General features: G+C 69.2%; 18 protein-coding genes and 4 pseudogenes. 10 read left to right on the top strand and 12 right to left on the bottom strand.

Annotated features, from left to right (window positions below; translation table 11 throughout):
- Positions 1 to 311 precede the first annotated feature (311 nt).
- Positions 312 to 944 (bottom strand): hypothetical protein, encoded by a 633-nt coding sequence (locus ACFVYN_RS01655; RefSeq protein ID WP_389990885.1) that lies wholly within the window; start codon positions 942 to 944, stop codon positions 312 to 314.
- A 98-nt stretch (positions 945 to 1042) separates the two neighbouring features.
- Here ACFVYN_RS01655 and ACFVYN_RS01650 point away from each other — a divergent pair.
- A pseudogene (locus ACFVYN_RS01650) lies at positions 1043 to 1165 on the top strand (short-chain dehydrogenase); the annotation flags it as partial.
- Positions 1166 to 1328: 163 nt separating this feature from the next.
- Positions 1329 to 1832, top strand: coding sequence for a hypothetical protein (locus ACFVYN_RS01645; protein WP_389990883.1), 504 nt, complete (start codon positions 1329 to 1331; stop codon positions 1830 to 1832).
- A 112-nt stretch (positions 1833 to 1944) separates the two neighbouring features.
- Here ACFVYN_RS01645 and ACFVYN_RS01640 read toward each other — a convergent pair whose 3' ends face one another.
- Both ACFVYN_RS01640 and ACFVYN_RS01635 read right to left on the bottom strand, forming a co-directional pair.
- Positions 1945 to 2190 carry a hypothetical protein gene (locus tag ACFVYN_RS01640; RefSeq protein ID WP_389991022.1) on the bottom strand — a complete coding sequence of 82 codons (246 nt, stop codon included), beginning with the start codon at positions 2188 to 2190 and terminating at the stop codon, positions 1945 to 1947.
- Between the two features lie 186 nt (positions 2191 to 2376).
- Positions 2377 to 2571, bottom strand: a pseudogene (locus ACFVYN_RS01635) (PfkB family carbohydrate kinase); the annotation flags it as partial.
- A 151-nt stretch (positions 2572 to 2722) separates the two neighbouring features.
- Between ACFVYN_RS01635 and ACFVYN_RS01630 the strand changes: the two are divergent.
- Positions 2723 to 3745, top strand: a complete 1023-nt coding sequence (locus tag ACFVYN_RS01630; protein WP_389990881.1) for a LacI family DNA-binding transcriptional regulator — start codon at positions 2723 to 2725, stop codon at positions 3743 to 3745.
- A 263-nt stretch (positions 3746 to 4008) separates the two neighbouring features.
- Entirely contained in the window at positions 4009 to 5136 is a 1128-nt protein-coding gene (locus ACFVYN_RS01625; RefSeq protein ID WP_389990879.1) for a cellulose binding domain-containing protein, read from the top strand.
- Positions 5137 to 5351: 215 nt separating this feature from the next.
- Here ACFVYN_RS01625 and ACFVYN_RS01620 read toward each other — a convergent pair whose 3' ends face one another.
- From ACFVYN_RS01620 to lpdA, 4 genes are all read right to left on the bottom strand, one after another.
- On the bottom strand, positions 5352 to 6548 hold the full coding sequence (locus ACFVYN_RS01620; protein WP_389990877.1) for an NAD(P)/FAD-dependent oxidoreductase: 1197 nt from the start codon (positions 6546 to 6548) through the stop codon (positions 5352 to 5354).
- 113 nt (positions 6549 to 6661) lie between these two features.
- Positions 6662 to 7609 (bottom strand): RNA polymerase sigma-70 factor, encoded by a 948-nt coding sequence (locus tag ACFVYN_RS01615; RefSeq protein ID WP_389990875.1) that lies wholly within the window; start codon positions 7607 to 7609, stop codon positions 6662 to 6664.
- A 353-nt stretch (positions 7610 to 7962) separates the two neighbouring features.
- Positions 7963 to 9141, bottom strand: coding sequence for a cytochrome P450 (locus ACFVYN_RS01610; RefSeq protein ID WP_389990873.1), 1179 nt, complete (start codon positions 9139 to 9141; stop codon positions 7963 to 7965).
- Between the two features lie 239 nt (positions 9142 to 9380).
- On the bottom strand, positions 9381 to 10793 hold the full coding sequence (gene lpdA, locus ACFVYN_RS01605) for a dihydrolipoyl dehydrogenase (protein WP_389990871.1): 1413 nt from the start codon (positions 10791 to 10793) through the stop codon (positions 9381 to 9383).
- Positions 10794 to 11595: 802 nt separating this feature from the next.
- Between lpdA and ACFVYN_RS01600 the strand changes: the two are divergent.
- Both ACFVYN_RS01600 and ACFVYN_RS01595 read left to right on the top strand, forming a co-directional pair.
- Positions 11596 to 11805, top strand: a pseudogene (locus tag ACFVYN_RS01600) (VOC family protein); the annotation flags it as partial.
- Between the two features lie 38 nt (positions 11806 to 11843).
- Positions 11844 to 12367 (top strand): annotated as a pseudogene (locus ACFVYN_RS01595) (AAA family ATPase).
- Positions 12368 to 12526: 159 nt separating this feature from the next.
- Here ACFVYN_RS01595 and ACFVYN_RS01590 read toward each other — a convergent pair.
- The 3 genes from ACFVYN_RS01590 to ACFVYN_RS01580 form a co-directional block, all read right to left on the bottom strand.
- On the bottom strand, positions 12527 to 13417 hold the full coding sequence (locus ACFVYN_RS01590) for an aminoglycoside phosphotransferase family protein (protein ID WP_389991015.1): 891 nt from the start codon (positions 13415 to 13417) through the stop codon (positions 12527 to 12529).
- A 189-nt stretch (positions 13418 to 13606) separates the two neighbouring features.
- A complete protein-coding gene (locus tag ACFVYN_RS01585) occupies positions 13607 to 15874 on the bottom strand; it encodes a M4 family metallopeptidase (RefSeq protein ID WP_389990869.1) in 2268 nt (755 codons plus the stop codon).
- A 385-nt stretch (positions 15875 to 16259) separates the two neighbouring features.
- Positions 16260 to 16700 carry a VOC family protein gene (locus ACFVYN_RS01580; protein ID WP_389990867.1) on the bottom strand — a complete coding sequence of 147 codons (441 nt, stop codon included), beginning with the start codon at positions 16698 to 16700 and terminating at the stop codon, positions 16260 to 16262.
- A 548-nt stretch (positions 16701 to 17248) separates the two neighbouring features.
- Between ACFVYN_RS01580 and ACFVYN_RS01575 the strand changes: the two genes are divergently transcribed.
- Positions 17249 to 17488, top strand: coding sequence for a hypothetical protein (locus tag ACFVYN_RS01575; protein ID WP_389990865.1), 240 nt, complete (start codon positions 17249 to 17251; stop codon positions 17486 to 17488).
- A gap of 179 nt (positions 17489 to 17667) precedes the next feature.
- Positions 17668 to 18906 carry a PP2C family protein-serine/threonine phosphatase gene (locus ACFVYN_RS01570; RefSeq protein ID WP_389991013.1) on the top strand — a complete coding sequence of 413 codons (1239 nt, stop codon included), beginning with the start codon at positions 17668 to 17670 and terminating at the stop codon, positions 18904 to 18906.
- A gap of 21 nt (positions 18907 to 18927) precedes the next feature.
- Here ACFVYN_RS01570 and ACFVYN_RS01565 read toward each other — a convergent pair whose 3' ends face one another.
- Entirely contained in the window at positions 18928 to 19311 is a 384-nt protein-coding gene (locus ACFVYN_RS01565) for an ANTAR domain-containing protein (RefSeq protein WP_389990863.1), read from the bottom strand.
- Positions 19312 to 19499: 188 nt separating this feature from the next.
- Positions 19500 to 19988, bottom strand: coding sequence for an SPW repeat protein (locus ACFVYN_RS01560; RefSeq protein WP_389990861.1), 489 nt, complete (start codon positions 19986 to 19988; stop codon positions 19500 to 19502).
- A gap of 406 nt (positions 19989 to 20394) precedes the next feature.
- On the opposite strand from ACFVYN_RS01560, the gene ACFVYN_RS01555 reads away from it, so the two are divergent.
- Entirely contained in the window at positions 20395 to 20733 is a 339-nt protein-coding gene (locus ACFVYN_RS01555; RefSeq protein WP_389990859.1) for an SPW repeat protein, read from the top strand.
- Complete coding sequence (locus ACFVYN_RS01550) at positions 20730 to 20927, top strand: hypothetical protein (RefSeq protein ID WP_389990857.1); 198 nt, start codon at positions 20730 to 20732, stop codon at positions 20925 to 20927. Before ACFVYN_RS01555 ends, ACFVYN_RS01550 begins: the two co-directional genes overlap by 4 nt.
- Positions 20928 to 21232 lie beyond the last annotated feature (305 nt).

The following is a 21232-nucleotide window of genomic DNA, read 5'->3' as shown; positions in this document are numbered from 1 at the left end:
GGCTCTTGAGGCGGCCCACCTCCTGGGGCGCGCTACCCGCCGCGCCCTGGTGCTGCTCACGTGGCTGCCTTGCTCGATTGACATCCCACATCAACGGTCAATGAAGCTGGCTGAGTGGGAAGGCATGCGAAGAATCTGTCCTGGCAGGGGTGCATGGGCTCGGCGATGGTGGGCAAGCGGAGCTGTAGGGCCTTGCAGCGCCGTTCCCCCGTGGCGCTGCAAGGCCCTTTCGCGACGGGCGTCGTCGGAACCAGGCCCCAGCTTCTGTCCGGCAGCAAAGCGATCCGACCGAAGGACCGCAGGCTTTCCGGTCAGCGTTGATACAGCTGCCACATGGCCAGTTCGTTGTCGTGTGCGCGCAGGCGCTCGACGGCTTCCATGGGGGTGCGCTGTTCGGTGAGTTCGTAGAAGAAGAACAGCGGGGCGAACACACTCGCATAGCCGAAGGGGGCGCCCCGGGGAGCGATGTAGATGCCGGCGCCGGCGTCGAGGAAGGCGTCGGCCAGCGCAGGATCCCCCGTGTCGCACCCGGTGACGAGAGTGACGCTGCCCGGCAGCCGGAAGTGTTCGCGTACTCGGTCCGGGCCGATGGCGCCGTTGAACGGCTGGAACCTGGCCAGCTCCGCGGCGACCTCTTCCATCAGGATGCATCCCTCGTCGCCGTGACAGGACAAGATCACATAAGGCGCGATCGGTCTGCTTCCGTCCAACGCGGCGACGAGGTGACGAGGCTGACCGACCCGCAGGTAGTTCACCTGGACACCGAAGACTTCCAGCCCGTCACGCAACGGATGCGCGAACCCGCCCTCGATGTCGATCAGATCGACCTCGGTCCAGGCCAGGCGCCCGGCCTGGACCTCGCGCACTCGCGACGGACGCTGGGTCGCCAGCCACTCCTCTTCTTCGTCATCTCCATGCATACTCGGCCACGATGCCACGGCCACTGCTATGGACACTCCTGTTCACAAAATCGGGGCCAGCGACCTGCACATCAAAACTCGCGGATCGCACGGGCGGCAGGCCGATCGACGCACAGGCCGGAACCGACCTCAACGGTCACAGCGGCCCCAAAACCGTCACCGAGGGCACGGACGCGATCGTCCACCTCGCCACCGAGGGCCCCGGCGCGGGCACCGGCCGCTTCGTCTCCCACCATGGCGAGGTCCCTGGTCCTGACCGGCTGTTCGGGATCAGCCGTTTCGGCCGTTTCAGCCGACGAAAACATCTACGAAGGCCCCTTTGTGCATCTTTTGGATGCACGCCCTAGATCAATTGCTTCAAGATCAGTAGGGTCTTCTCAATTCTCCCTACTCAACCGACTGGTGCACATGGCAAAGCTGACGAGGATTCACTGGGCGGCAGGAGTGCTCGTCTTGGCAGGGAGCCTGCCGCTCATCGCGGGCTGTACGCTGCGCGACGGCCAGGACCCGCCGGGAAGGACTCCAGTCCCACAGGCTTCCGTGCCCCGTTCCCCTGCCCACCCCTCTTCGGCCCTCAATGTGACGAGAACTCCACCGGACGTCTCCGGTTCCACCAAGGTCTTCGTCCGCCTGGCCAATAGGACAGGGTCGCAGGAGGTGACAGTCATCCCCAGCATCAAGAGGGGGACTATTGCCGTGGCCACCGAATGCGCCGGTGCGGGAAAGGCGAAGATAAGCATCGGGAAACTGGTCACCTACACCGTCCTGTGCGCGACGACCTCTACAACGACGTATAACGAAATGGTGCTGGACGGCACCAGTCAAGACGTCCACGTCACGGTTACGGTCGGCGCCGGAATCCACTGGGGCTTGTCGGTCGGATGGCGTCCAGGAGTGGAGCACCCGGCCTGACGCAGGCCATCTCCGCCTCGGAGTGGCAGGTCCGGACGTCATGCTGACGCTTCGTCGGACAGAGCCGATGTATCCGTCAATCGTCCATGCCGTCGCGGAGAGCATAGGAAGTTCAGAGGATGCCCGGCGCACCTGTTTCCGGTGTCTCATTTTCACGCGTCGCCTTCTGGCCGCGTCGACCATTGAAGGGCCTCTCATATTCCTGCGGCATCGTCGCCCGCGCAGTCGCCGAGAAATCACTCGGCGTCGAAAAAGCGAGAGGTGCGACGATCGAGGTTGGCTCCGAACCCCAGAAACTGCTGGCAGTCGCGGAGGCGTTCGTCAACCGCGCCAAGGCCGGTGCGGCGAAGGTGCGCATGGCGGAGATCCGCAAGCACCTGGACGACACCTACGCCGCGTGGATGGGCGGCACCGGTGACGACGATCCCTGTCTACATGCGGGTGCACAGTCCGGTCGTCTGGATCGAGGTCGACTGTCAGGCGGCCGGTCCCCTCGGTGGGGCCAACGGCAAGACCCGGGCGGACGGTCCGACCCAGAAGCACAGGGCCGGCCAGTGTCGTCGGTGACGGCGTATCGCGTGTCGACGCCCTCGGCGCGCAGTGTGCGCAGCACCAGGGCGCCGAGTTCGTCCGCGCCGACCCGGCCGGCCCAGCGCACCCGGTGTCCGAGCCGGGCGAGACCGATGGCGACGTTGGACTCGGCGCCCGCCACGGACAGGACGGTGACTTGGCCGAGGCGATTCCGTTGACGATCCGCGTGCCCTCACCCCGTTCGGGAGCGCTCCCAAACACGGGCGCCATGGTGACCACCCCTGGCCGCTCCCCCTGGTGAAGTCGTGTGCGCGATCCCCTCCCGCCGGTAAGATCGGTGATCTCTTGGGGGAGGTCGCATGGGCAGACGACGCCCGGGGGCACCGACGCTGGAGGAGGTGGCCGCCCACGCGCGGGTGGGACGAGGCACGGTCTCCCGCGTCATCAACAACGCGGCGGGCGTGAAGGAGTCCACGCGTCGCGCCGTGCAGCAAGCCATCGACGAACTCGGTTACGTGCCCAACCTCGCGGCTCGCTCCCTGGCCGGACGGCGGGCCGACGCCGTCGCCCTGGTGATGACGGAGCCGGACTGGCGGCAGTTCGCCGAACCCTTCTTCTCCGAGATCGTCACCTCGCTCGGGGACGCCCTGACCGACACCGGAATGCAGCTGTTGCTGACCCTGGTGCGCTCGGACGCCGAACGGCAGCGCTTTCTCGAGTACGCGCGCGGCGGTCGGGTCGACGGCGTACTGCTGATGTCCGTGCACGCCGGCGATCCGCTGCCGGACATGCTCGCCGAGGCACGGTTGCCGACCGTGCTGCTGGGGCGCCGCTCCGGCGACGAGTACGTCAGTTACGTCGACATGGACAACGTCGGCGGGGCGCGCAGCGCCGTCTCCCACCTTGTGCGGCGGGGCCGCAGGGTCATAGCCACCATCACCGGGCCGCTCGACCTGCACGCGGCCCAGTGCCGGCTGCGCGGTTACGAAGAGGCGCTGGCGCTGGCGGGCCTGAAGGCCGAGCGGACCCGCGTCGCCGAGAGCGACTTCACGGCGGAGAGCGGGCGACGTGCCATGGCCGAACTCCTCGAACGACATCCGGACATCGACGGCGTCCTCGCCGCGTCGGACACCACGGCCGCGGGGGCCCTGGAGGCCCTGCGCACGGCCGGCCGCCGGGTGCCCGAGGATGTCGCCGTCATCGGCTTCGACGACTTTCCGCTGGCCCAGCGGACCGAACCACGACTGACCACCGTGCGTCAGCCGATCGAGGAAGTCGGGCAGGCCATGATCCGACTGCTCCTGGAGGAGATGGAGGAGGGCGCCGTGGCCTGGCGCCACGTCATTCTCCGTACGGAGTTGGTGATCCGCGAGTCGACCTGACGTGGCCCCGCACGATCACCGGGGAGAGCCCCGGAGCCGTATGCCGTGTCTCGTGTTCCTGTCCGACCTGCGTCCGACCTGCGACTGACCCGCGGCTGACCTGCGTCTTCCAAATCGGTTCACCGTGTTCCTGCGCCCAGTCTTGTCATGTCCCGGACCATTCCCTACAGTCCTGCCGAAACCGGGATTGGGAGCGCTCCCATTCATTAGGGCACGGGAACGTCTCCCCGTCACCCCCTCCCCCACGCCTGAAGAGGATCCGCATGCGTCCTTCACCGCACCATGCCCGCCGTGCGCGTGGCCTGCTCGGCGCGCTGCTCACCTCGCTCGCCTCGCTCGCCGCGCTGCTGACCACCGCCCCCCTCGCGCAGGCCGACACGACGGTCTGCGAGGCTTTCGGTTCGACGACCGTCCAGGGTCGGTACGTGGTCCAGAACAACCGCTGGGGCACCAGCGCGACCCAGTGCATCACGGCGACCGACTCGGGGTTCAGGATCACCCAGGCCGACGGATCCGTCCCGACGAACGGCGCCCCGAAGTCCTACCCGTCCATCTTCAACGGCTGCCACTACACCAACTGCTCTCCCGGCACCCAGCTTCCCGCCCAGCTCAGCGCCATCTCGACCGCGCCCTCGAGCATCTCCTTCACGTACGTCAACGGCGCGGTGTACGACGCCGCGTACGACATCTGGCTCGACCCCACGCCCCGCACCGACGGCGTGAACCGGACCGAGATCATGATCTGGTTCAACAGGGTCGGATCCGTCCAGCCCATCGGCTCCCCGGTCGGCAACGCCACCGTGGGCGGGCGCACCTGGCAGGTGTGGTCCGGCAGCAACGGCACGAACGACGTCCTGTCCTTCGTCGCGCCGTCGGCCATCAGCAGCTGGAACTTCGACGTCATGGACTTCGCCCGGCAGGCCGTCTCCCGCGGACTCGCGCAGAACAGCTGGTACCTGACCAGTGTTCAAGCCGGCTTCGAACCCTGGCAGAACGGCGCCGGGCTCGCCGTGACCTCGTTCTCCTCCACCGTCAACAAGGGCTCCTCCAGCGACCCGGGCACCCCAGGGGGCGCCACGGCCTGCAAGGTGGCGTACGGGGCGAACGCCTGGCAGGGCGGGTTCACCGCCGACGTCACCATCACCAATACCGGTACCTCACCGGTCAGCGGCTGGAAGCTCGCGTTCACCCTCCCATCCGGGCAGCAGATCACCAACGCCTGGAACGCGAACCTCTCCGGGTCGTCGGGAGCTGTCACGGCGAGCAATGTGAGCCACAACGGTGAGCTGGCTGCCGGCGGCCAGGCGACCTTCGGGTTGCAGGGCACCTCCAGCGGAACCTTCGCCAAGCCCTCCGCCTTCAGCCTGAACGGCACCGCCTGCACCACGTGATCCAGGCCCCCTCCTCCGAGGCCCGCCGGATCCGCCTCCTGGCGACCAGCGAGCCCCGGAGGGAGGCCGCCGCACATCGCCCCCGCGCGATCAGCAGCGCCGCTTCGTACTCGCGTACCACCCGACAACGGCCCGCGACGGCGGGGAGAGCCAGATGATCGCCCGGGTCGCCGACCTGCTCATCACCTGACGATGACCGGCATCCGCCATGTGCGTCAGGCCGCGATGCGGGCCGTCGCCTTGGGCTCCACACGCTCGGCCACCGCTCGCCGCCGTCGCACCGGAATACCCAGCGTCGGGTTGGCGACACCCCAGACCGCGCCCTTGCAGACCAGCTCCTTGTAGCGAGCCGCGAAGCGGCCGGTCAGGGCGTGGTCCACGGCGCGGTCGTCGGCGGTGACGAACTGGATCAGGCCGTCCTCTCGACCCAGCGAAATACACTGGTTGAAGTAGCGCAGGGGGGTGTCCGTCAGCTTTCCGTCGGTCAGACGAGCGGCGATGGAGTCGGCGGCCCGCCAGGCCATGGGAGTGCCCGAGGCGCAGGACATGCGCAGTGGCCTGGCACCGGCGCCCAGCGCATGGCCGGCGTCGCCGATCGCGTACACGTCCGGGTGCGAGACCGAGCGCATGGTCGCGTCGACCACGATGCGGCCGCTGTCCGCGAGTTCAAGGCTGGTGGCGGCGGCCAGCGGGTGGACGGCGAAGCCCGTGGTCCAGACGGTGACGGCAGCCAGGAAGGTCCGGCCGTCCGCGGTCGTGACACGGTCCGCCCCGACGGCGGTCACCGCGGCGTTCTCGTACACCGCGATGCCGAGCCGGTCGATGACCTTGCGCAGGTGCGCGCGGCCCTTCGAGGAGAGCCAGTCGCCCAGTTCGGCGCGCGTGGCCAGCGTGACATCGAGGTCGGGGCGGGTCTCGGCCAGCTCCGTCACGAACTCCAGGCCGGTCAGGCCACCACCCACGACGAGGACCGTCTCTCCCTCGGCGAGCCCCGCCAGGCGCTCACGCAGCCGCAGCGCGCCGGGGCGGCTCGCGATCTGGTGGGCGTGCTCGGCGACGCCCGGGACACCCTGGTCGTTCCCGCCGCTGCCGAGGGCGTAGACGAGGGTGTCGTACGCCAGTTCTTCCGTGCCCTCCGTGCTCTGCACGGCGACCGTCTTGCGGTCCACGTCGATCGACGTGACCTTCGCGAGCTTCAGTGCTACGCCCGTGCCCGCGAACATCTCGCGCAGCGGACGCGGCTCGAGGTCCTGGCCCGCGGCCAGCTGGTGCATCCGGACCCGCTCGACGAAATCGGGCTCGGCGTTGACGAGGGTGATGGCGACGTCCTCACGGCGCAACCGCTTGGCGAGTCGGCCTGCCGCGATCGCTCCGGAGTAGCCGGCGCCGAGAACGATGATCCGGTGCTGCATCTTCCTGCTCCTGTCTGCGCGGGTCCGGTGCCTTCTGGCCCGGTCACGCCCCTTGAACCGGGCAGCCCGCCGATACCTGACAGGAGATGAGAGTGACCTGAGTCACATACGAGTCAGAGGGCTCCGGCCACGACCGGAGGACCGAAATCGCCCGCCGTCCAGCGCTCGGTGGCGCGCTCCAGCTTGTCCGGGTTGACCTGGCTGCGGACCGCGACGATCCCCTCCTGTGTCGGCTCCAGGCACATCACGCCGACGACCCTCCCATCGACCACCACGACGACCGCGGGGCCGCCGTTGGCCGTGGCGGCGTAGAGGTCGGGCGAACCGCCGATCAGGTCCCGCTTGGCCTGGGCCGGCTTGAACAGCCCGCGCAGGAACTTCGCCACCGTGCGTGCGCCCTCGAAGGCACTGGCCCGGGCCGGCACCTTCCCGCCGCCGTCGCCCACCGCGATGGCGTCCGAGGTGAGCAGCTTGATCAGCGGCTGGGTCTCCCCACTGGTCGCGGCGGCGAGGAACTCCTCGACGATCCGGCGCGCGGCCGTCTCGTCGATCTCGACGCGCGCCCTGCCCTGCGCCACATGCTTCTTCGCGCGATGGAAGATCTGCTGGCTGGCCGCCTCGCTGAGATCCAGAATGTCGGCGATCTCCCGGTGGGAGTACGCGAATGCCTCGCGCAGCACATACACCGCGCGCTCGTTCGGGGAGAGCCGCTCCAGAAGGACCATCACGGCGTACGACACCGACTCGCGCTGCTCGGCCGTCTCCGCCGGGCCCAGCATCGGGTCCCCATCGAGCAACGGTTCGGGGAGCCACTGGCCGACGTAGGTCTCGCGGCGCGCACGGGCCGAGGTGAGCTGGTTGAGGCAGAGGTTGGTGAGCACCTTGGTCAGCCAGGCCTCGGGAACCTCGATGCGCCCGGCATCGGTGGCCTGCCAGCGCAGATAGGTCTCCTGCACGGCGTCCTCCGCCTCGCTCGCCGAGCCGAGCATGCGATAGGCGATGGCCTCGAGACGCGGCCTGGCCGCCTCGAACCGGTCCACGTCGTCGAAGGTCAGGGCCATGCCGAGATCCTATCGGGCGAGGCTTGCGGTTTCACGGGCGCACGGCAACACTGCCGGCGGTTCAGTAGAACCCGTGTTCTACCATTCACCTTCCGAGACGCGGGCAGTTGCGGAGAGGGTCGACGGGGATGATCGACCTACGCTTGACGGCATCGATATCGGTCACGTGGGCCGCGCTGATCGTGCTTTTCCTCGCCCCTCGCCGTTGCCGGAGCGGTGGCGTTACTACGTCTACTCGCCGGCAACCGTGGGCCTCTGGCTGTTGGCCGTGATCGTCACACCTGCCGTGGTCTGCGCTGTCAAGTGGCCGTGGATCAAGTCGGGGAGCAGGTGAACCCGACCCCGCACACACGTCACACCAGGACAGGCAGCGATTCGAGACCTCGAACGAGGCGAGTGCGGCGCCACTGCAGTTGATCAGGCTGTACGGCAAGTCGGATGCCGGGGAACCGGGTCAGTACCGCTCGCAGGGCGATCTCCGCCTCGGCCTTGGCCAAGGGGGCGCCGACACAGCGGTGGATTCCGTGACCGAAGCCGAGATGAGCAGCGGCGTCCCGGTCCAGGTCGAGGAGGTCCGGCGAAGGGAACCACTCGGGGTCGCGGTTGGCCGCGCCGAGAGCGACCCATACCGGGGCACCGGCCGGGATGTCGGTACCGCCGAGCGTGACGGCCTGCGTGGTGAACCGGAAGGTGGCCGTACTGACAGGGGAATCGAAACGGAGCAGCTCGTCCAGGACGGCCGGCACGTCGTCCGGATTCTGTTGAAGGCGGTGCAACTCGGCCGGGCGCCGCAGCAACGCCAGTGCGGCGTTGCCGAGGAAGTTGGTCGTGGTCTCGTGCCCGGCCACGAGCAACAGCACCGCCAGCGAGACGAGTTCCTCCTCACTCAGCTGCTCGGCTCCGTCGCGAGCCGCGATGAGCCGGTCGAGAAGAGCGTCACCGGGATGCAGGCGCTTGGCGGCGATGAGGCCCGTCATGTAGTCGGCCATGGAATGCGAGGCCGCGTCGATGACGTCGGGCCTGCCTGCCGCGAACAGCTCTCCGGACCAGCGCCGCACGTCGGGCCGGTCTCCCTCGGGGACTCCGAGCAGCTCACAGATCACGATGACGGGCAGCGGCACCGCCAGGCCGGTCACGAAGTCGACCCGCTCTCCGACGGGCCACTGGTCCAGCAGCTGTTCGGTGAGGCGGGCGATGAACGGACGTAGCTGGGCGACGGCTTTCCCGGTGAACGCCTTGGTCACCAGCCTGCGCAGCCGGGTGTGCCGGGGTGGGTCAGTGGCCAGCATGGTATGCGCCACCGCGTGGTGCAGACGACGCCGTGACGCCTTGTCCGCGAAGAAGACGGCCGTGTCCTTCGAGAGCCGGGCGTCGCCGAGGGCCTCCCTGGCCTCCGCGTATCCGGTGACCAGGTAGCCGGTGCGGCCGCCCGACCCGGCGGGAAGGGACTGCACCGGGCATCTGGACCGCATGGCCGCATAGGCGGGGTAGGGGTCCTGGAGGAAGCGGGGGTCCTGAGTCGGGTCGGTCATGCTTCCAGCCTCCAACCGGTTCCGGCCCGCCGCGGTCGGCGACACGCCCAACGCGGTGCGGGCAAGCGTCAGTTACCCCGAGCAGCCACGCAGTGCCGGCGCGGCAGTTCTTGCGGGAGACAGCCGCCGCCGACGGCAACCCCGACTGCCGTCGGCCGGCCGGACCGCATACGGCATGAGCGGGGCCGGGGTGGAAGCGTCGGCCCTCGTCCCAGGCCCCCACAAAGGGCGCGGCACCCCTACATGTTGATCATGTGGCCGGCGAGGCCGTGGACGGCCTCCTTGACCGCCTCGCCCAGGGTGGGATGGGCGTGGACGTTGCGGGCGACCTCGTGGACGGTCAGGTCCCACTGCTGCGCCAGGGTCAGTTCGGGCAGGAGTTCGGTGACGTCCGGGCCGATGAGGTGTCCGCCGAGCAGTTCGCCGTACTTCCCGTCGCTGATCAGCTTCACGAAGCCGGTCGCGTCACCCAGGCCCTGTGCCTTGCCGTTCGCGGTGAACGGGAACTTGGCGACCTGCACGTCGAAGCCCTTCTCCCGGGCCTGCGCCTCGGTGTAACCGAAGCTCGCGATCTGCGGCTGGCAGAAAGTGGCGCGCGGGATCATGACGTAGTCGAGTTCCATGGTCTCGGCGTCCGCGAGTGTCTCCGCGGCGACCACGCCCATCGACTCGGCGGCGTGCGCGAGCATGAGCTTCGCGGTGACGTCGCCGATGGCGTAGATGTGCGGGACGGAGGTGCGGCAGCGGCCGTCGACATCGATCGCGCCGCGCTCGGTGACGGTCACGCCGGTCTTCTCCAGGCCGTAGCCGGTGACGTTCGGGGCGAAGCCGATCGCCTGCAGGACCTTGTCGGCCTCCAGGACCCGCTGGGCGCCGTCCTTGCCGGTGACGGTCACGCGGACCTGCGGGCCGGACTCGTCGATCGACTCGACCCGGGTCGAGGTGAGCACGTCGATTCCCAGCCTGCGGTACTGCTTGGCCAGTTCGGCGGAGATCTCGGCGTCCTCCAGTGGGGCGACGCGGTCCAGGAACTCGACGATGGTGACCTTGACGCCGTAGTTGTGCAGCACGTAGGCGAACTCGATGCCGATCGCGCCGGCGCCCGCGATCACGATGGACTGCGGCAGGTCCTCGGCCAGGATCTGCTCCTCGAACGTCACCACGCGGGAGGTACGGCGGGTGCCGGGCAGCAGTTTGGGGGTGGCGCCGGTGGCGATGATGCAGTGGTCGAAGCCGATGGTGCGGGTGTTGCCGTCGTAGTCGGCCACCTGGAGGCTGTGCGGGTCGAGGAACGTGCCGCGCCCGCTGATCTCCGTGATCTTGTTCTTCTTCATCAGGTAGTGGACGCCCTTGACCCGGCCGTCGGCGACCTTGCGGCTGCGGCGGAAGGCCTCGCCGTAGTCGAAGGAGACCTCTCCGTCGACCTTGATGCCGAAGGTCTTCGCCTCGCGCGTGAAGATGTGCGCGAGCTCGGCGTTGCGCAGCAGGGCCTTGGTGGGGATGCAGCCCACGTTCAGACAGACACCGCCCCAGTACTTCTCCTCGACCACCGCGACGCGCTTGCCCAGTTGGGCGGCCCTGATGGCGGCGACGTACCCGCCGGGTCCCGCGCCGAGTACGACGACGTCGAAGTGCTCGTCCTGCTCGTCCATGGACGGCTCCTTTCCGCTGGGGCGGCCAGCCCCCGCTGGGCCGACCCGCTCCCGATCGAACAGCCTGTTCAACAACTCGACAGAGGTGGCGACCATGTGGTCGACCGCCTCGGCGACAGTGGCCCTGGCGTTCCCTTCAGCATCCCGATGCCGTGATCTATGCCCGCGAATTCGTCACCGGCCAGGCGACATCTCGCCGACTTCCACGGATGGCCCCTTTCCGGCGCGACCGGCACCGCCGGGTTAAGGCCCGCCGCGTTCGGCACCCCGCCGAACCGTCAGGCATCGCCGCCCGGAGACGGGACAAGGCCCGTCTGCGCGTCGGCGGTGCGTTGGCGGGCCCGCTCGAGCAGCTGGGGCCGTTGGCGGCCATACCGAGCGGAAAGGCCCCGCTCTCCGGTACCCCCGGCCTCCGTCAGGATGCGCAAGCGACCGGTACACGAGTGCTGACACTGCTCATGAGCCCAGCCACTCAGCCGTGACCGGCCCGGCCAACCGTCGCTTGATCGCCTTCAGAATCTCGGAGCGCACCCGGAGCATGGTTCTGACAGCCGCCAGGGGCGGGCCGCTTCCGCGCGAGCACCTGGCAGCTGAGCCCGTCGGCCGACCCCGCCGGGGTGACGTCCCTAGGCGGTACGGATACCGTCGCGCCCTCGGTCCGGTCGCCGCCCAGGCTGTCCTGCCCCACGACACCATGAGTGATCTTGGCCTCCCGGATGCCGGTCGACTCCTTCTCGATCTTGCGACGGTGGAGCCATGGACACGCCGGCACCGTCCCGCGTGGGGGCCAATATGGTGGACCGTCCCCGAAGGGAAGGCCGCCAAGAACCGGGTGCATCTTGATGTGCGAGTCGGCACCGGACTCGTGGGGGAAGAGCGCCTCGCCGCCCTCGAGGCCGAATGCGAACGCCTGGTCCCGCTCGGCGCGGTACACGTGCGAACCCTGTACGACGGCAACGATGCCTGTATCCCGATGCTGGACATCGAGGGCAACGAGTTCTGTATCGACTGAGGGACCGCGAACGTTGGGCTCCGTGCCAAGATCTGGGCGTGACGACGTTGTTCCTGACGGTCGGCCTGCCCGGGGCCGGAAAGACCACGAGAGCTCGACAACTCGCCAAGGACCACAGCGCGCTGCGGCTGACGCCGACGAGTGGATGCTCCCGCTGTTCGGTGATCCGCAGCCGGCCGGGAAGCGCGATGTGCTGGAAGGACGGCTGCTCTGGCTGGGGCTGGAGACGCTGAAGCTCGGAACGAACGTGGTCCTGGACTTCGGATGCTGGTCTCGTGACGAGAGGGCCGCGATCCGCTGGTTGGTGATGTCCGTGGGCGCGTCCTGCAAACTCGTGTACCTACCGGTGGACCACGAGACGCAACGGGCTCGGATCGCCCATCGCCGGTCGACCACTCCTGATCAGACCTTCGTGATGAGCGAGACGGACCTCTTGCGCTGGAGGACGCTGTTCGAGGAGCCCGACGCCACGGAACTCGATGGACATGAGGTCGGAGGTCCGCCTCCTGGGTGGTCGGGATGGCCGGAGTGGGCCGCCGATCGGTGGCCGTCACTCGCGTAGAAGACTCCGCCGGACAGGCTCCCGTGAGCGCAGTCCGCGGCGAACCCGCCCGGCTCGTCCTTACGGCTTCATCGCGCGAGAGCAGCCCGACCGCCTCGGCACCTGGTCGCAGCACGTCAGCGGTCGACGCCGAACCAGATCATTGAAGACGAGGCGGCATCACTCCATGGACTCCAGAATGCGGTCGAGTGTCCGGCGCCCCATTCGGCTCATCGTCGGGTTGCTTTCGACGTAGTACCAGACCACACCCAGCGCCTGTTCGAACGCCCATGCCTTGCCGCGCTCCCACTCCAAGTCGTCACAGGCGAGTGTCCGCCGGAGCACTTCCCGCGGGCCCGGCTGCAACAGGTGCCAAGCGCTGACCAGATCCAGCGCGGGGTCGGCCGGGCCGAAACCGCCGGTGTCGAGTACGCCGCTGAGCCGGTCGCCCGCGACCAGTACATTGCCCGGAATCAAGTCACCGTGGCTCATCACGTCGGCACCCGTGCGCGGCAACTCCCGGAAACGGCTCCACACTTGGCGCAGCGGGGGCAGGTCGAGCAGCCCCTCACTCTCCTCGAAGCACTTCGCCATCCAGTCGTCGTGGTGAGCGAGAACGCCGCCACGATTGTCGCCGCTGAAAAGCCGACCCCCTGTGTCGACGTCCCGCAGGGCTGCGATGAAGGCCGCCAGGTCTTCGGCAAAGGCGTCCGACCCGCTCGGGTCGGCGTCAGAGGCGACGGTTCCCGGCAGCCATGTCTGGACCGACCACGGCATGGGGTAACCCGCTCCAGGCCCTCCCAGGGCGACGGGTTCCGGGACGGGGACCGGAGACACCTTCACCAGCTCCGCGCTCGCCTCGGCTTCCTTTTCCAGAGCCTCCAGCGCCTCGGCAGCGTCGGCCAGGCGCAGGGGGAAACGGGCAGAGAGATCGTCCCCGATACGGAAGATGGCGTTGACCGTCCCGGCCGACGGTACGAGTCGGATCGCCTTGCCGCTCCACCGAGGGAACTGTTCCTGGATCAGGACCGCAACGATCTCGGGCGTCACGTCCACTTGGTCATCGTGCATGGTCACTCTCGCAGGCCCTTCCACCAGCCGCATTCGAAGACAGCCAGTATTCGGACGCCGAGGTCCGGAGGAAACCGAGTTTTGCGGCCCACCATGCCGGCCGGGGGGCGAGGCCCACGAACGACGGGGTTCCGACGCCGCCGCCCGGGTCCCGAAGGACCCGGGCGGCGGGGTGCCGGTGGCGCCGCGTCAGGGTGTGAGCTGCCAGCGGGCGATGTATCCGACGTCGATGGACGCCCGGTCCTGTACGCGCAACTTCCAGGTGCCGTTGAGCGGTTGCGTGGACGCGTCGACCGTGAAGGTCTGGTCGACGTTGTCGGCGGAGCCTCCGCTGCGGTCGAGCAGGGAGTAGACGGTGCCGTCGGGGCCGACGAGGTCGACGGTCAGGTCACCGCGGTAGGTGTGGACGATGTTGACGTAGACCTTGGTGGCCGCGGAGGCGTTGCCGTCGCGGCCCGTGATGGTCACAGGGGACTCCACGGCGGCCCCGTTGTCGGGGATGTCCACGCGGGAGGCGTTGGCGTAGACGTAGGCGATCTGCCAGCTGAAGGTGACCGAGGCGGTCGCTCCCGTGCTGTCGGTCACCTTGATCGTGACGTCGCCGGTGCCGAGTGTGGTCGGGGTGCCGCTGATCAGACCGCTCGGGCTGATGGTCAGACCGTCCGGGAGGCCGGTGGCCTCGTAGGTCAGCGAGGCTCCGGTGTTGGTGGTGTAGGCGTCCAGCTGCAGGCTGACGACCTGGTTGACACCGCTGATCTGGTCCCCCACCGGCGCAAGGTTCACGCCCAGGGCGATACGGCTGCCGACGTTGATCGCGGCCCAGGCGTCGGCGACGGCGAGGTAGGTCGGGCTGTAGGCGCCGAACAGGTCGGCGGCGGCCGCCAGGGTGGCGGTGCGGGCGCCCGCGTAGTTCGTTGTCGAGGTCATGTAGGTCGTCAGCGCCCGGTACCAGATCGCGGCCGCGTTCTCGATGCCGATACCGGTGACGGCCTGACCGTCGTAGGTCGGACTGTCGTACGAGACGCCGTTGACGGTCTTGGCGCCGCTGCCCTCGGAGAGCAGGTAGAAGAAGTGGTTCGCCGGGCCGGAGGAGTAGTGGACGTCGACGCCGCCCAGGGTGGAGCTCCAACTGTCCCGGGAGGAGCCGTCCTTGGAGGGCTTGTCCATGTAACGCAGAGGCGTGCCGTCGCCGTTGATGTCGATCTTCTCGCCGACGAGGTAGTCGCCGGGGTCGGCCGCGAGGTTCGCGTGGAACTCGACGGCCGCCGCGAAGATGTCGGAGGTCGCCTCGTTCAGGCCACCGGACTCCCCCGAGTAGACCAGGCCCGCGGTGGCGGCGGTGACGCCGTGGCTCATCTCGTGGGCGGCCACGTCGAGCGCGGTGAGCGGGTGGGTGTTGCCCGAGCCGTCGCCGTACGTCATGCAGAAGCAGGAGTCCTGCCAGAAGGCGTTGACGTAGTTGCTGCCGTAGTGAGCGCGGCTGTAGGCGGCGACCCCGTCGTTGCGGATGCCGTTGCGGCCGTAGGCCTCCTTGTAGAAGTCCCAGGTGGCCGCGGCGCCGAAGGCCACGTCGACGCCCGCGGTCTGGCGGTCGGACGGCAGACCGTTGCCCCAGACATCGTTGTCGTCGGTGAACAGGGCGCCGGTGCCCGAGGTGCCCTGGCCCAGGTCGTACGTCTTGTGCCCGGCGCGGTCGGGGTCTGCGAGCTGGTACGTCGCCCCGGACAGGGTGGTGCCGAGCGGGACCGTGCCCACGTACTGGCCGGTGCCCTCGCCGGTGTGCACCTTCTCGGCAGCCAGGAGTTCCTTGCCGGTGGCGGCGTCGGTGACGACCTGGAGCTCACTGGGCGTGCCGTCCTTCTGGACGCCTTCGACGACGGTCTCCCAGGCCAGCACGGGCTTGCCCGTTCCGGCCCAGACGACCGCACGGGAGGCGTCGGCCACCTTGGCGCCCCTGACCTGATCGTGCTTCGAGGCGGCGAGGGCCTTGGCGGCGGCGCCCGCGGCCGTGACCTTCGGGCTGAGCGAGGGCACCGACAGCTGCGCCGCGCCGGCTTTGGTGACGGTCGTACGGCCGCCGTGGTCATGGACGACCAGGTCGCCGCCCAGCACGGGCAACCCGGCGTAGGTGCGCTCGTAGCGGGTGTGCGTGGTGCCGTCGGCGTCCCTGGTGACGTCCTTGACGACGAGCCTCTCCTTGGCGCCGAGGCCGATGCGCTGCGCGGTACCGGCCGCCTGGGACTGGGCGCTCCTGATCAGGGCGGTGCGGCGGGCGGGGGACAGCGGGGCCTGGGCGGCGCCGGCCCGCGGTGTGGCGGTGATCTTCGCGCGTGCCGGGTGCGCCGGCGCCGCGCTGGCGGAGTCCGGGGCGGTCAGGGCGAGCAGGGATCCCACGGCCGCCAGTGCGAGGGCGGTGAGGCGTCTGGGGCGCACGAGCGCGTTCTGTCGCAGGGGCAAGGGTTCTCCTTCGGTACGACGGCCGACCCGTGGTGGGGGCCGTGGACGAGACGGATCGGCGGGGTACGCCGGTCCGGGGCGCTGCACGGCATGCGGGTGGAAGGAGGTGGGGGGTGGGGACAGGGGAAACGCGGCTGACCCGCGTGATGAACCTGTGAGGGGGCTGTGAATTCCCGAAGCAGACTGCCATCGCGAACGTGTTTTTGTCATGCAAGCCTCAACTCAACGGCTTGAATTGATCAGTCAGGTCAGGCAATTCCGTACACACGGCGCCGGTTTTCGGCCTCCCCTGATCGCCGTGTGCCACTGGCGGCGAGGCAGTCGATCACGACCTCGTTCGCGTGCGGGAGGCGGGCGGCCGTGGTGAAGACAACGTCCCCCGTTCTCAGCGCAGTTGCTCGGCCAGTCCCACGATGATGCCCTCCGGGCCGCGGAGGTAGCAGAGCAGATAGATGTCCTCGAACCGGGCGATCTCGCCGAGGAGTTCGGCTCCGTGAGGGCGCAGCCGGGCAACGGTGTCCTCGATGTCGTCGACGGCGAACATGACGCGGTGCGTGCCCAGAATGTTGTGCGGCCGGTCGCGCGGCCCGGCGCTGATCACCGCGGGGTTGCGGTACTTCGCCAGCTCGAGGCGGCTGTGACCGTCCGGGGTCCGGAGCATCGCGATGTCACAGCGGACGTCGTCGAGTCCGGTGCACTGGTCGGCGAAGAGGCCCTCGATCTGCGCCCTGCCCTCCAGCTCCATACCGAGTTCCACGAAGAACGCGACGGCCGCGTCCAGGTCGTCGACGACGATGCCGACGTTGTCCATCCGCTGAATAGCCATGCCGGTTCCTCCTTCTACGTCGTGCGGCCGGTGGTGGCCGCTGATGTCCCTGGGACGGAACCGGTGGCACGTTCTCGACATTGGTCGGCCGCGACCGAGACGATCCAACCCAGCGTGCCGTGGCTGCGTCCGGCTCCGCTCGCGGTGCTCGACGGTCAGGTGACGCCGGCCGGACCGTCAGGGTTCCTTCGGCTGTGTTGATGGTGGCCCGAGTGCCGAGCGGAATGGTCGGCGGGCGGGTGTGGACCGTGTCCGGCGGGGAGTCCGGCGGGGAGTCCGCCGAGGGCAGGTACGCCCAGGCGGGTCAGCTGGGTCATCTGGGTCAGCGCACGGTCGGCCTTCCCCAGCCCTGTGCCTCTCTTGTGTTCGAGAAAGCGGATCGCCCCTCGCACTGGCCTGGCCGGTGTCCCGGTGGATGAGGACGGGGCGGTGGTCCTCAGGGCGTCGCGATGAACCCCCGGCCCCGTGAGAGGCAGCGCAGGGTGCATGCCGAGGGCGTCGACGGGTACGCCGTCGGCATCGGTACTCACTTCCTCATGGGAGGCGCCATGACTGTCCGGTCGTGGATCCGTGAACACCTGAGGGGCAGGGGGACTGAGCGACCCTCCCCCGCGGCCGCCGCAGAGGTCGGTTCGGGCAGGCCGGAGGACACCGGCGGTGAACCGCGGGCCGACGCGGCCGACCAGCACAGCACCACGGGGACGACGACCGACGAGACATTCGTCGGCCGGGTCGCCGGCGACGACCCGGGCTATCTGGACACGGGCGCCGAGAAGCGCGCGGAATAGCCCGGCCGGCAGGTTCAGCTGAGCTTTCTCACTCGGACGTTGCACATTGAGACTGTTGGTGCCGGGCACGGTGGGTACTGGAAAGAGGCGCATATCGGGGTATCGGTGAGTGTTCGCTGCGCGATTGCCGTGCGGAGATGAGGGCAGTGGTGGCGGATCATGAGGAAGCGGTGCAGGGCATGCTGGCCGGTCTGCTGATCGGCAGCCACCTGATGGCGTTCGAGCGCATGCCCTCGCTGGTCGCCGAGCACGCCGCGCGCGCCGGATTCAGTGACGTGCGGATCTATCTCGGTGATCTCCAACGCAACGTCCTTCGCCTGCTCACCGGCAAGGGCCTCGACGCCGCCCAGGACGCGCCCGAGGGGATCGCGGAACTGACCGTGGAGGGCACGGTCGCCGGCCGCGCCTACCAGTACGGCCGCGTGATGGCCACCGGTGACGTTCATGCCGACGCCCACGGCTGGTGGGTGCCGCTGCTGGACGGTGCGGAGCGGCTCGGCGTGCTGCATGTGACCTCCCGGAGGGACGACGCGCAGACGCGGCGGGACGTGTACGCGCTGGCCTCCCTGGTGGCCCTGCTGGTCATCAGCACACGAGAGGTCAGCGATTCCTACGCCCGCTTCAGCCGAGTGAAGCCGATGAACGTCGCCGCCGAGATGCAGTGGACCCTGATGCCGCCGCGTACCTACGCCGACGGCCGGGTCGTCATCGGCGCGGCGATGGAACCCGCGTACGAGGTCAGCGGCGACGCCTACGACTACGCCATCGCCGACGACGTCGTGCACCTGTCGATGTTCGACGCGATGGGCCACGACACCGCGGCCGGCATCACCGCCAACCTCGCCCTGGGCGCCTGCCGCAATCACCGCAGGCAGAACACCCCGCTGTCCGCCCTCGGGGACGCCGTCGAAAAGGTCCTGCTGGAACAGTTCGGGACCAGCCGCTACGTCACCGGCATCCTCGCCGACCTCGACACCTCCACCGGCATGCTGACCTGGGTCAACCGTGGCCACCATCCGCCCATCGTGATCCGCGGCGGCCGATGGACGTCCCTCCTGCGATGCCCACCCGCCCATCCCATGGGCACCGACCTGCACCTGCCCACCACCGTCTGCCACGAGCAGCTCCAGCCCGGCGACCGGCTCGTCCTGTACACCGACGGCATCACCGAAGCCCGTACCGCCGAAGGACGGGAGTTCGGCGTGCACCGGTTCATCGACTTCCTCGTCCGCCACCACGCCGACCAGCTCTCCGTCCCCGAAACCCTACGCCGCCTCATCCGCGCCCTCCTCAAGCACCACAACGACCGGCTCCATGACGACGCCAGCCTCCTGGTGTGCGAATGGCTCGGTCCCGACACCCACCTGTCCCGCGCCGCACCGCTCGCCGGAATCCCCCAGCCCGACGATCACGGCTGAACCGTACGCAACGGAACGTGGTCACGGCGACGGGCGGGAACCGGGGGGCGAGGGGTCGGGTGGGTCCCGCGGTGGCCTGCCGAGGCCCGCGATCAGATCGGTGCACACCTCGAAGAGCGTGAGTCCGCGGTCGCGGGCGGCGGTTCGCAGCGTCTCCCGTGCCTGAGCGCTGGTCCGGTGCCGCTGGGCCATGACGATGCCGACCGCCTGGTTGATCACACGGTGTCGGCGCAGGGCCTGCTGGAGATGGGCTGCAGTGGGGGCGTCGGCCCAGCCGCCGTCGGGGAAGGCCATGACGATCCGTTCCGCGGACCGGTCGGCCCGCTGGCCGGGACAGTGGAAGGCGGTCACCGAGGTCCACGGGTTCCTACCTCGCAGGGCCACATCCCGGCGTACGGTCGACACCCAGCCCCCCTGAGGGAGGCTTGGGAAAATGAGCCGTACACCCCCACAGTCCTCCTACGACGGCACTCCGCACAACTACGGGGATTCCGTGCCGGGGCCGGTACGCAGGCGGCCCGGTGCCCGGGCGCGATACGCCCGGGTACCGGGTCTGTCAGGTCGTTCCCTCCGTTCGATGGGCGCCGCGGACGTCAGCTCCGGCCGGCGCCGTACGACATCGAAGCGCCGCGCTCGTCGCCGCGCCGCATGCCGCGGCCGGCGAGCGCGCTGGCCGCCAGACCCAGCAGCAGTCCGATGGCGCCCACGATGATGTTGTTGACCTCCGACCTGGTAGTGCTGACGTCACCGGCCACGACCCACGGGGCGACGATGGTCCACAGGCCCAGCGCGCAGGCGGCCCACGCCATGCTGTGCGTGCGCTCGTAAGCGCGGCCGAAGCCACCGCTCAGCAGCAGCGCGTATGCGATGCCGACGATCAGGTTGTTGACGGCGAGCGTCGACAGGCCGTTGAAGCCGGCGATCCATGGCGAGGCCGCCAGATACACCCCCGTGAGAAAGGCCAGCGTCTCGACGGCCTGCGCCATTGGGGTGGTCGTGGCGTGCTCCGCCATCTCGTGGCGCCGACGCATGTCGAGCATGTCCGGATGGGTTTCCATCGACGAATGAGGAGAGGTGGTCATCTCCGCACCTCCGATAGGGGACGGATGGGTTCTTACTGCGCCGCCGAGTACCCCGGGCGATGAAATGAACCGCCGATTTCACATCACGTCTGGGTGTCGGCTCCGGCCGCCGCATCGCCGCGGCCCGGCGGCCCGGCGGCTCGCTCCCAGGACGCTTGCCGGCCGCTCGTGCCGAGGGCGTCGCGAGCCCGGTCCAGCGATAAGGCGAGGGGACCGACGGTCCACTGCAGGGCCGGTGATCCGGTCTTCTCCGCGGCCGGCAATCCTTTGCCCATCATCTGGCGCTGCTCCGCGTGCAACCCGACTCCAGCGTCGGGAACCCCGGCCTCCTTCAACGTTCGGGTGGGTTCACGCGAGGAAGGGGGTACACGGCTCGCAGCTTCCGAGCCGGATGGAGGTCTCCCACATGACGGCCACACACAGGCAGGACACGGCCCGCTCCGGGGCGGCCGCTTCCGATCAGTTCCTGCGCAGGGCACAACGGCGGCAGGTACTGGGCCCGTTGGTACTCGTGGCCGCGGTGGTGCTGCTGGTGGCTCCCTGGATCGCGGGCTACCCCGACAGCGCCGAGGAGGCGCAGCGCAACGAACTGGCGGTGGGCATCGTGCTGGTGGGGTCGGCAGGTCTGTCCCTGCTCCTGCTCGCACTGTTCGAGCGGCGGGGCACGACCGGGCGTTCCCCGAAGGGCGTCGACACCACAGGAGATCACGCCGGCACCATCACCCGACAGAAAGGCCGGTCATGACCGAGCAGTCTGCGTCCGAAGCGCAGGACGAGCGGCACGAGGAGAACACGCCGGACGACGAGAGGGAGCCGTCCGGAGGTGACGAGCTGTCACGGACGGCCCCTCCCTCACCGGGGGACGCCGGGCAGGCGCCGGACGAGGACGAGCAGCAGCGGCGCCGTGAGGAGTGGGAAGCGGGCTGGTCCGGTCCCTGAGAACGCGACCGGGCGTGGCCACGGAGGCCAGGACCACCGACGCCGTGCTGCAACCGCGGAGCCGGGGCGGGGCACCCGACAGGACGCACTGAGAGGTCTCGTGAGTGAGGTGATCTCGTGTCCGGTCCCACCCCGTACCTCGACCCTCCGCCCCAAGGCCCGGGTCTCGTCGACTACCAGGACGGCCGCTCACAGCGACCGCCGTCGAACGTGGCGGCGGGTCGGCTGTGGGCGACCGGTGCCGCCACGGCGGCGGTGGGGGGGCGGGGCCCCCCCCCCCCCCTCGACCGTGTCAGACCTGCCGC

This window comes from Streptomyces sp. NPDC058307, from assembly GCF_042880295.1.
Classification (GTDB): Bacteria; Actinomycetota; Actinomycetes; order Streptomycetales; family Streptomycetaceae; genus Streptomyces.
Note: the sequence above shows the minus strand (reverse complement) of the source record. Positions and strands in the feature narration are given on the sequence as shown.

What these genes read in the sequence shown, in the direction of transcription:
- ACFVYN_RS01550 (WP_389990857.1), top strand. Translation starts at nt 20,730, where the DNA reads ATGACCGAGCAGTCTGCGTCCGAAGCGCAGGACGAGCGGCACGAGGAG.
- ACFVYN_RS01615 (WP_389990875.1), bottom strand. Translation starts at nt 7,609, where the DNA reads ATGGCCCTGACCTTCGACGACGTGGACCGGTTCGAGGCGGCCAGGCCG.
- ACFVYN_RS01555 (WP_389990859.1), top strand. Translation starts at nt 20,395, where the DNA reads ATGACGGCCACACACAGGCAGGACACGGCCCGCTCCGGGGCGGCCGCT.
- lpdA (WP_389990871.1), bottom strand. Translation starts at nt 10,793, where the DNA reads ATGGACGAGCAGGACGAGCACTTCGACGTCGTCGTACTCGGCGCGGGA.
- ACFVYN_RS01610 (WP_389990873.1), bottom strand. Translation starts at nt 9,141, where the DNA reads ATGACCGACCCGACTCAGGACCCCCGCTTCCTCCAGGACCCCTACCCC.
- ACFVYN_RS01620 (WP_389990877.1), bottom strand. Translation starts at nt 6,548, where the DNA reads ATGCAGCACCGGATCATCGTTCTCGGCGCCGGCTACTCCGGAGCGATC.
- ACFVYN_RS01575 (WP_389990865.1), top strand. Translation starts at nt 17,249, where the DNA reads ATGACTGTCCGGTCGTGGATCCGTGAACACCTGAGGGGCAGGGGGACT.
- ACFVYN_RS01580 (WP_389990867.1), bottom strand. Translation starts at nt 16,700, where the DNA reads ATGGCTATTCAGCGGATGGACAACGTCGGCATCGTCGTCGACGACCTG.
- ACFVYN_RS01560 (WP_389990861.1), bottom strand. Translation starts at nt 19,988, where the DNA reads ATGACCACCTCTCCTCATTCGTCGATGGAAACCCATCCGGACATGCTC.
- ACFVYN_RS01625 (WP_389990879.1), top strand. Translation starts at nt 4,009, where the DNA reads ATGCGTCCTTCACCGCACCATGCCCGCCGTGCGCGTGGCCTGCTCGGC.
- ACFVYN_RS01645 (WP_389990883.1), top strand. Translation starts at nt 1,329, where the DNA reads ATGGCAAAGCTGACGAGGATTCACTGGGCGGCAGGAGTGCTCGTCTTG.
- ACFVYN_RS01640 (WP_389991022.1), bottom strand. Translation starts at nt 2,190, where the DNA reads ATGCGCACCTTCGCCGCACCGGCCTTGGCGCGGTTGACGAACGCCTCC.
- ACFVYN_RS01630 (WP_389990881.1), top strand. Translation starts at nt 2,723, where the DNA reads ATGGGCAGACGACGCCCGGGGGCACCGACGCTGGAGGAGGTGGCCGCC.
- ACFVYN_RS01570 (WP_389991013.1), top strand. Translation starts at nt 17,668, where the DNA reads ATGCTGGCCGGTCTGCTGATCGGCAGCCACCTGATGGCGTTCGAGCGC.
- ACFVYN_RS01590 (WP_389991015.1), bottom strand. Translation starts at nt 13,417, where the DNA reads ATGCACGATGACCAAGTGGACGTGACGCCCGAGATCGTTGCGGTCCTG.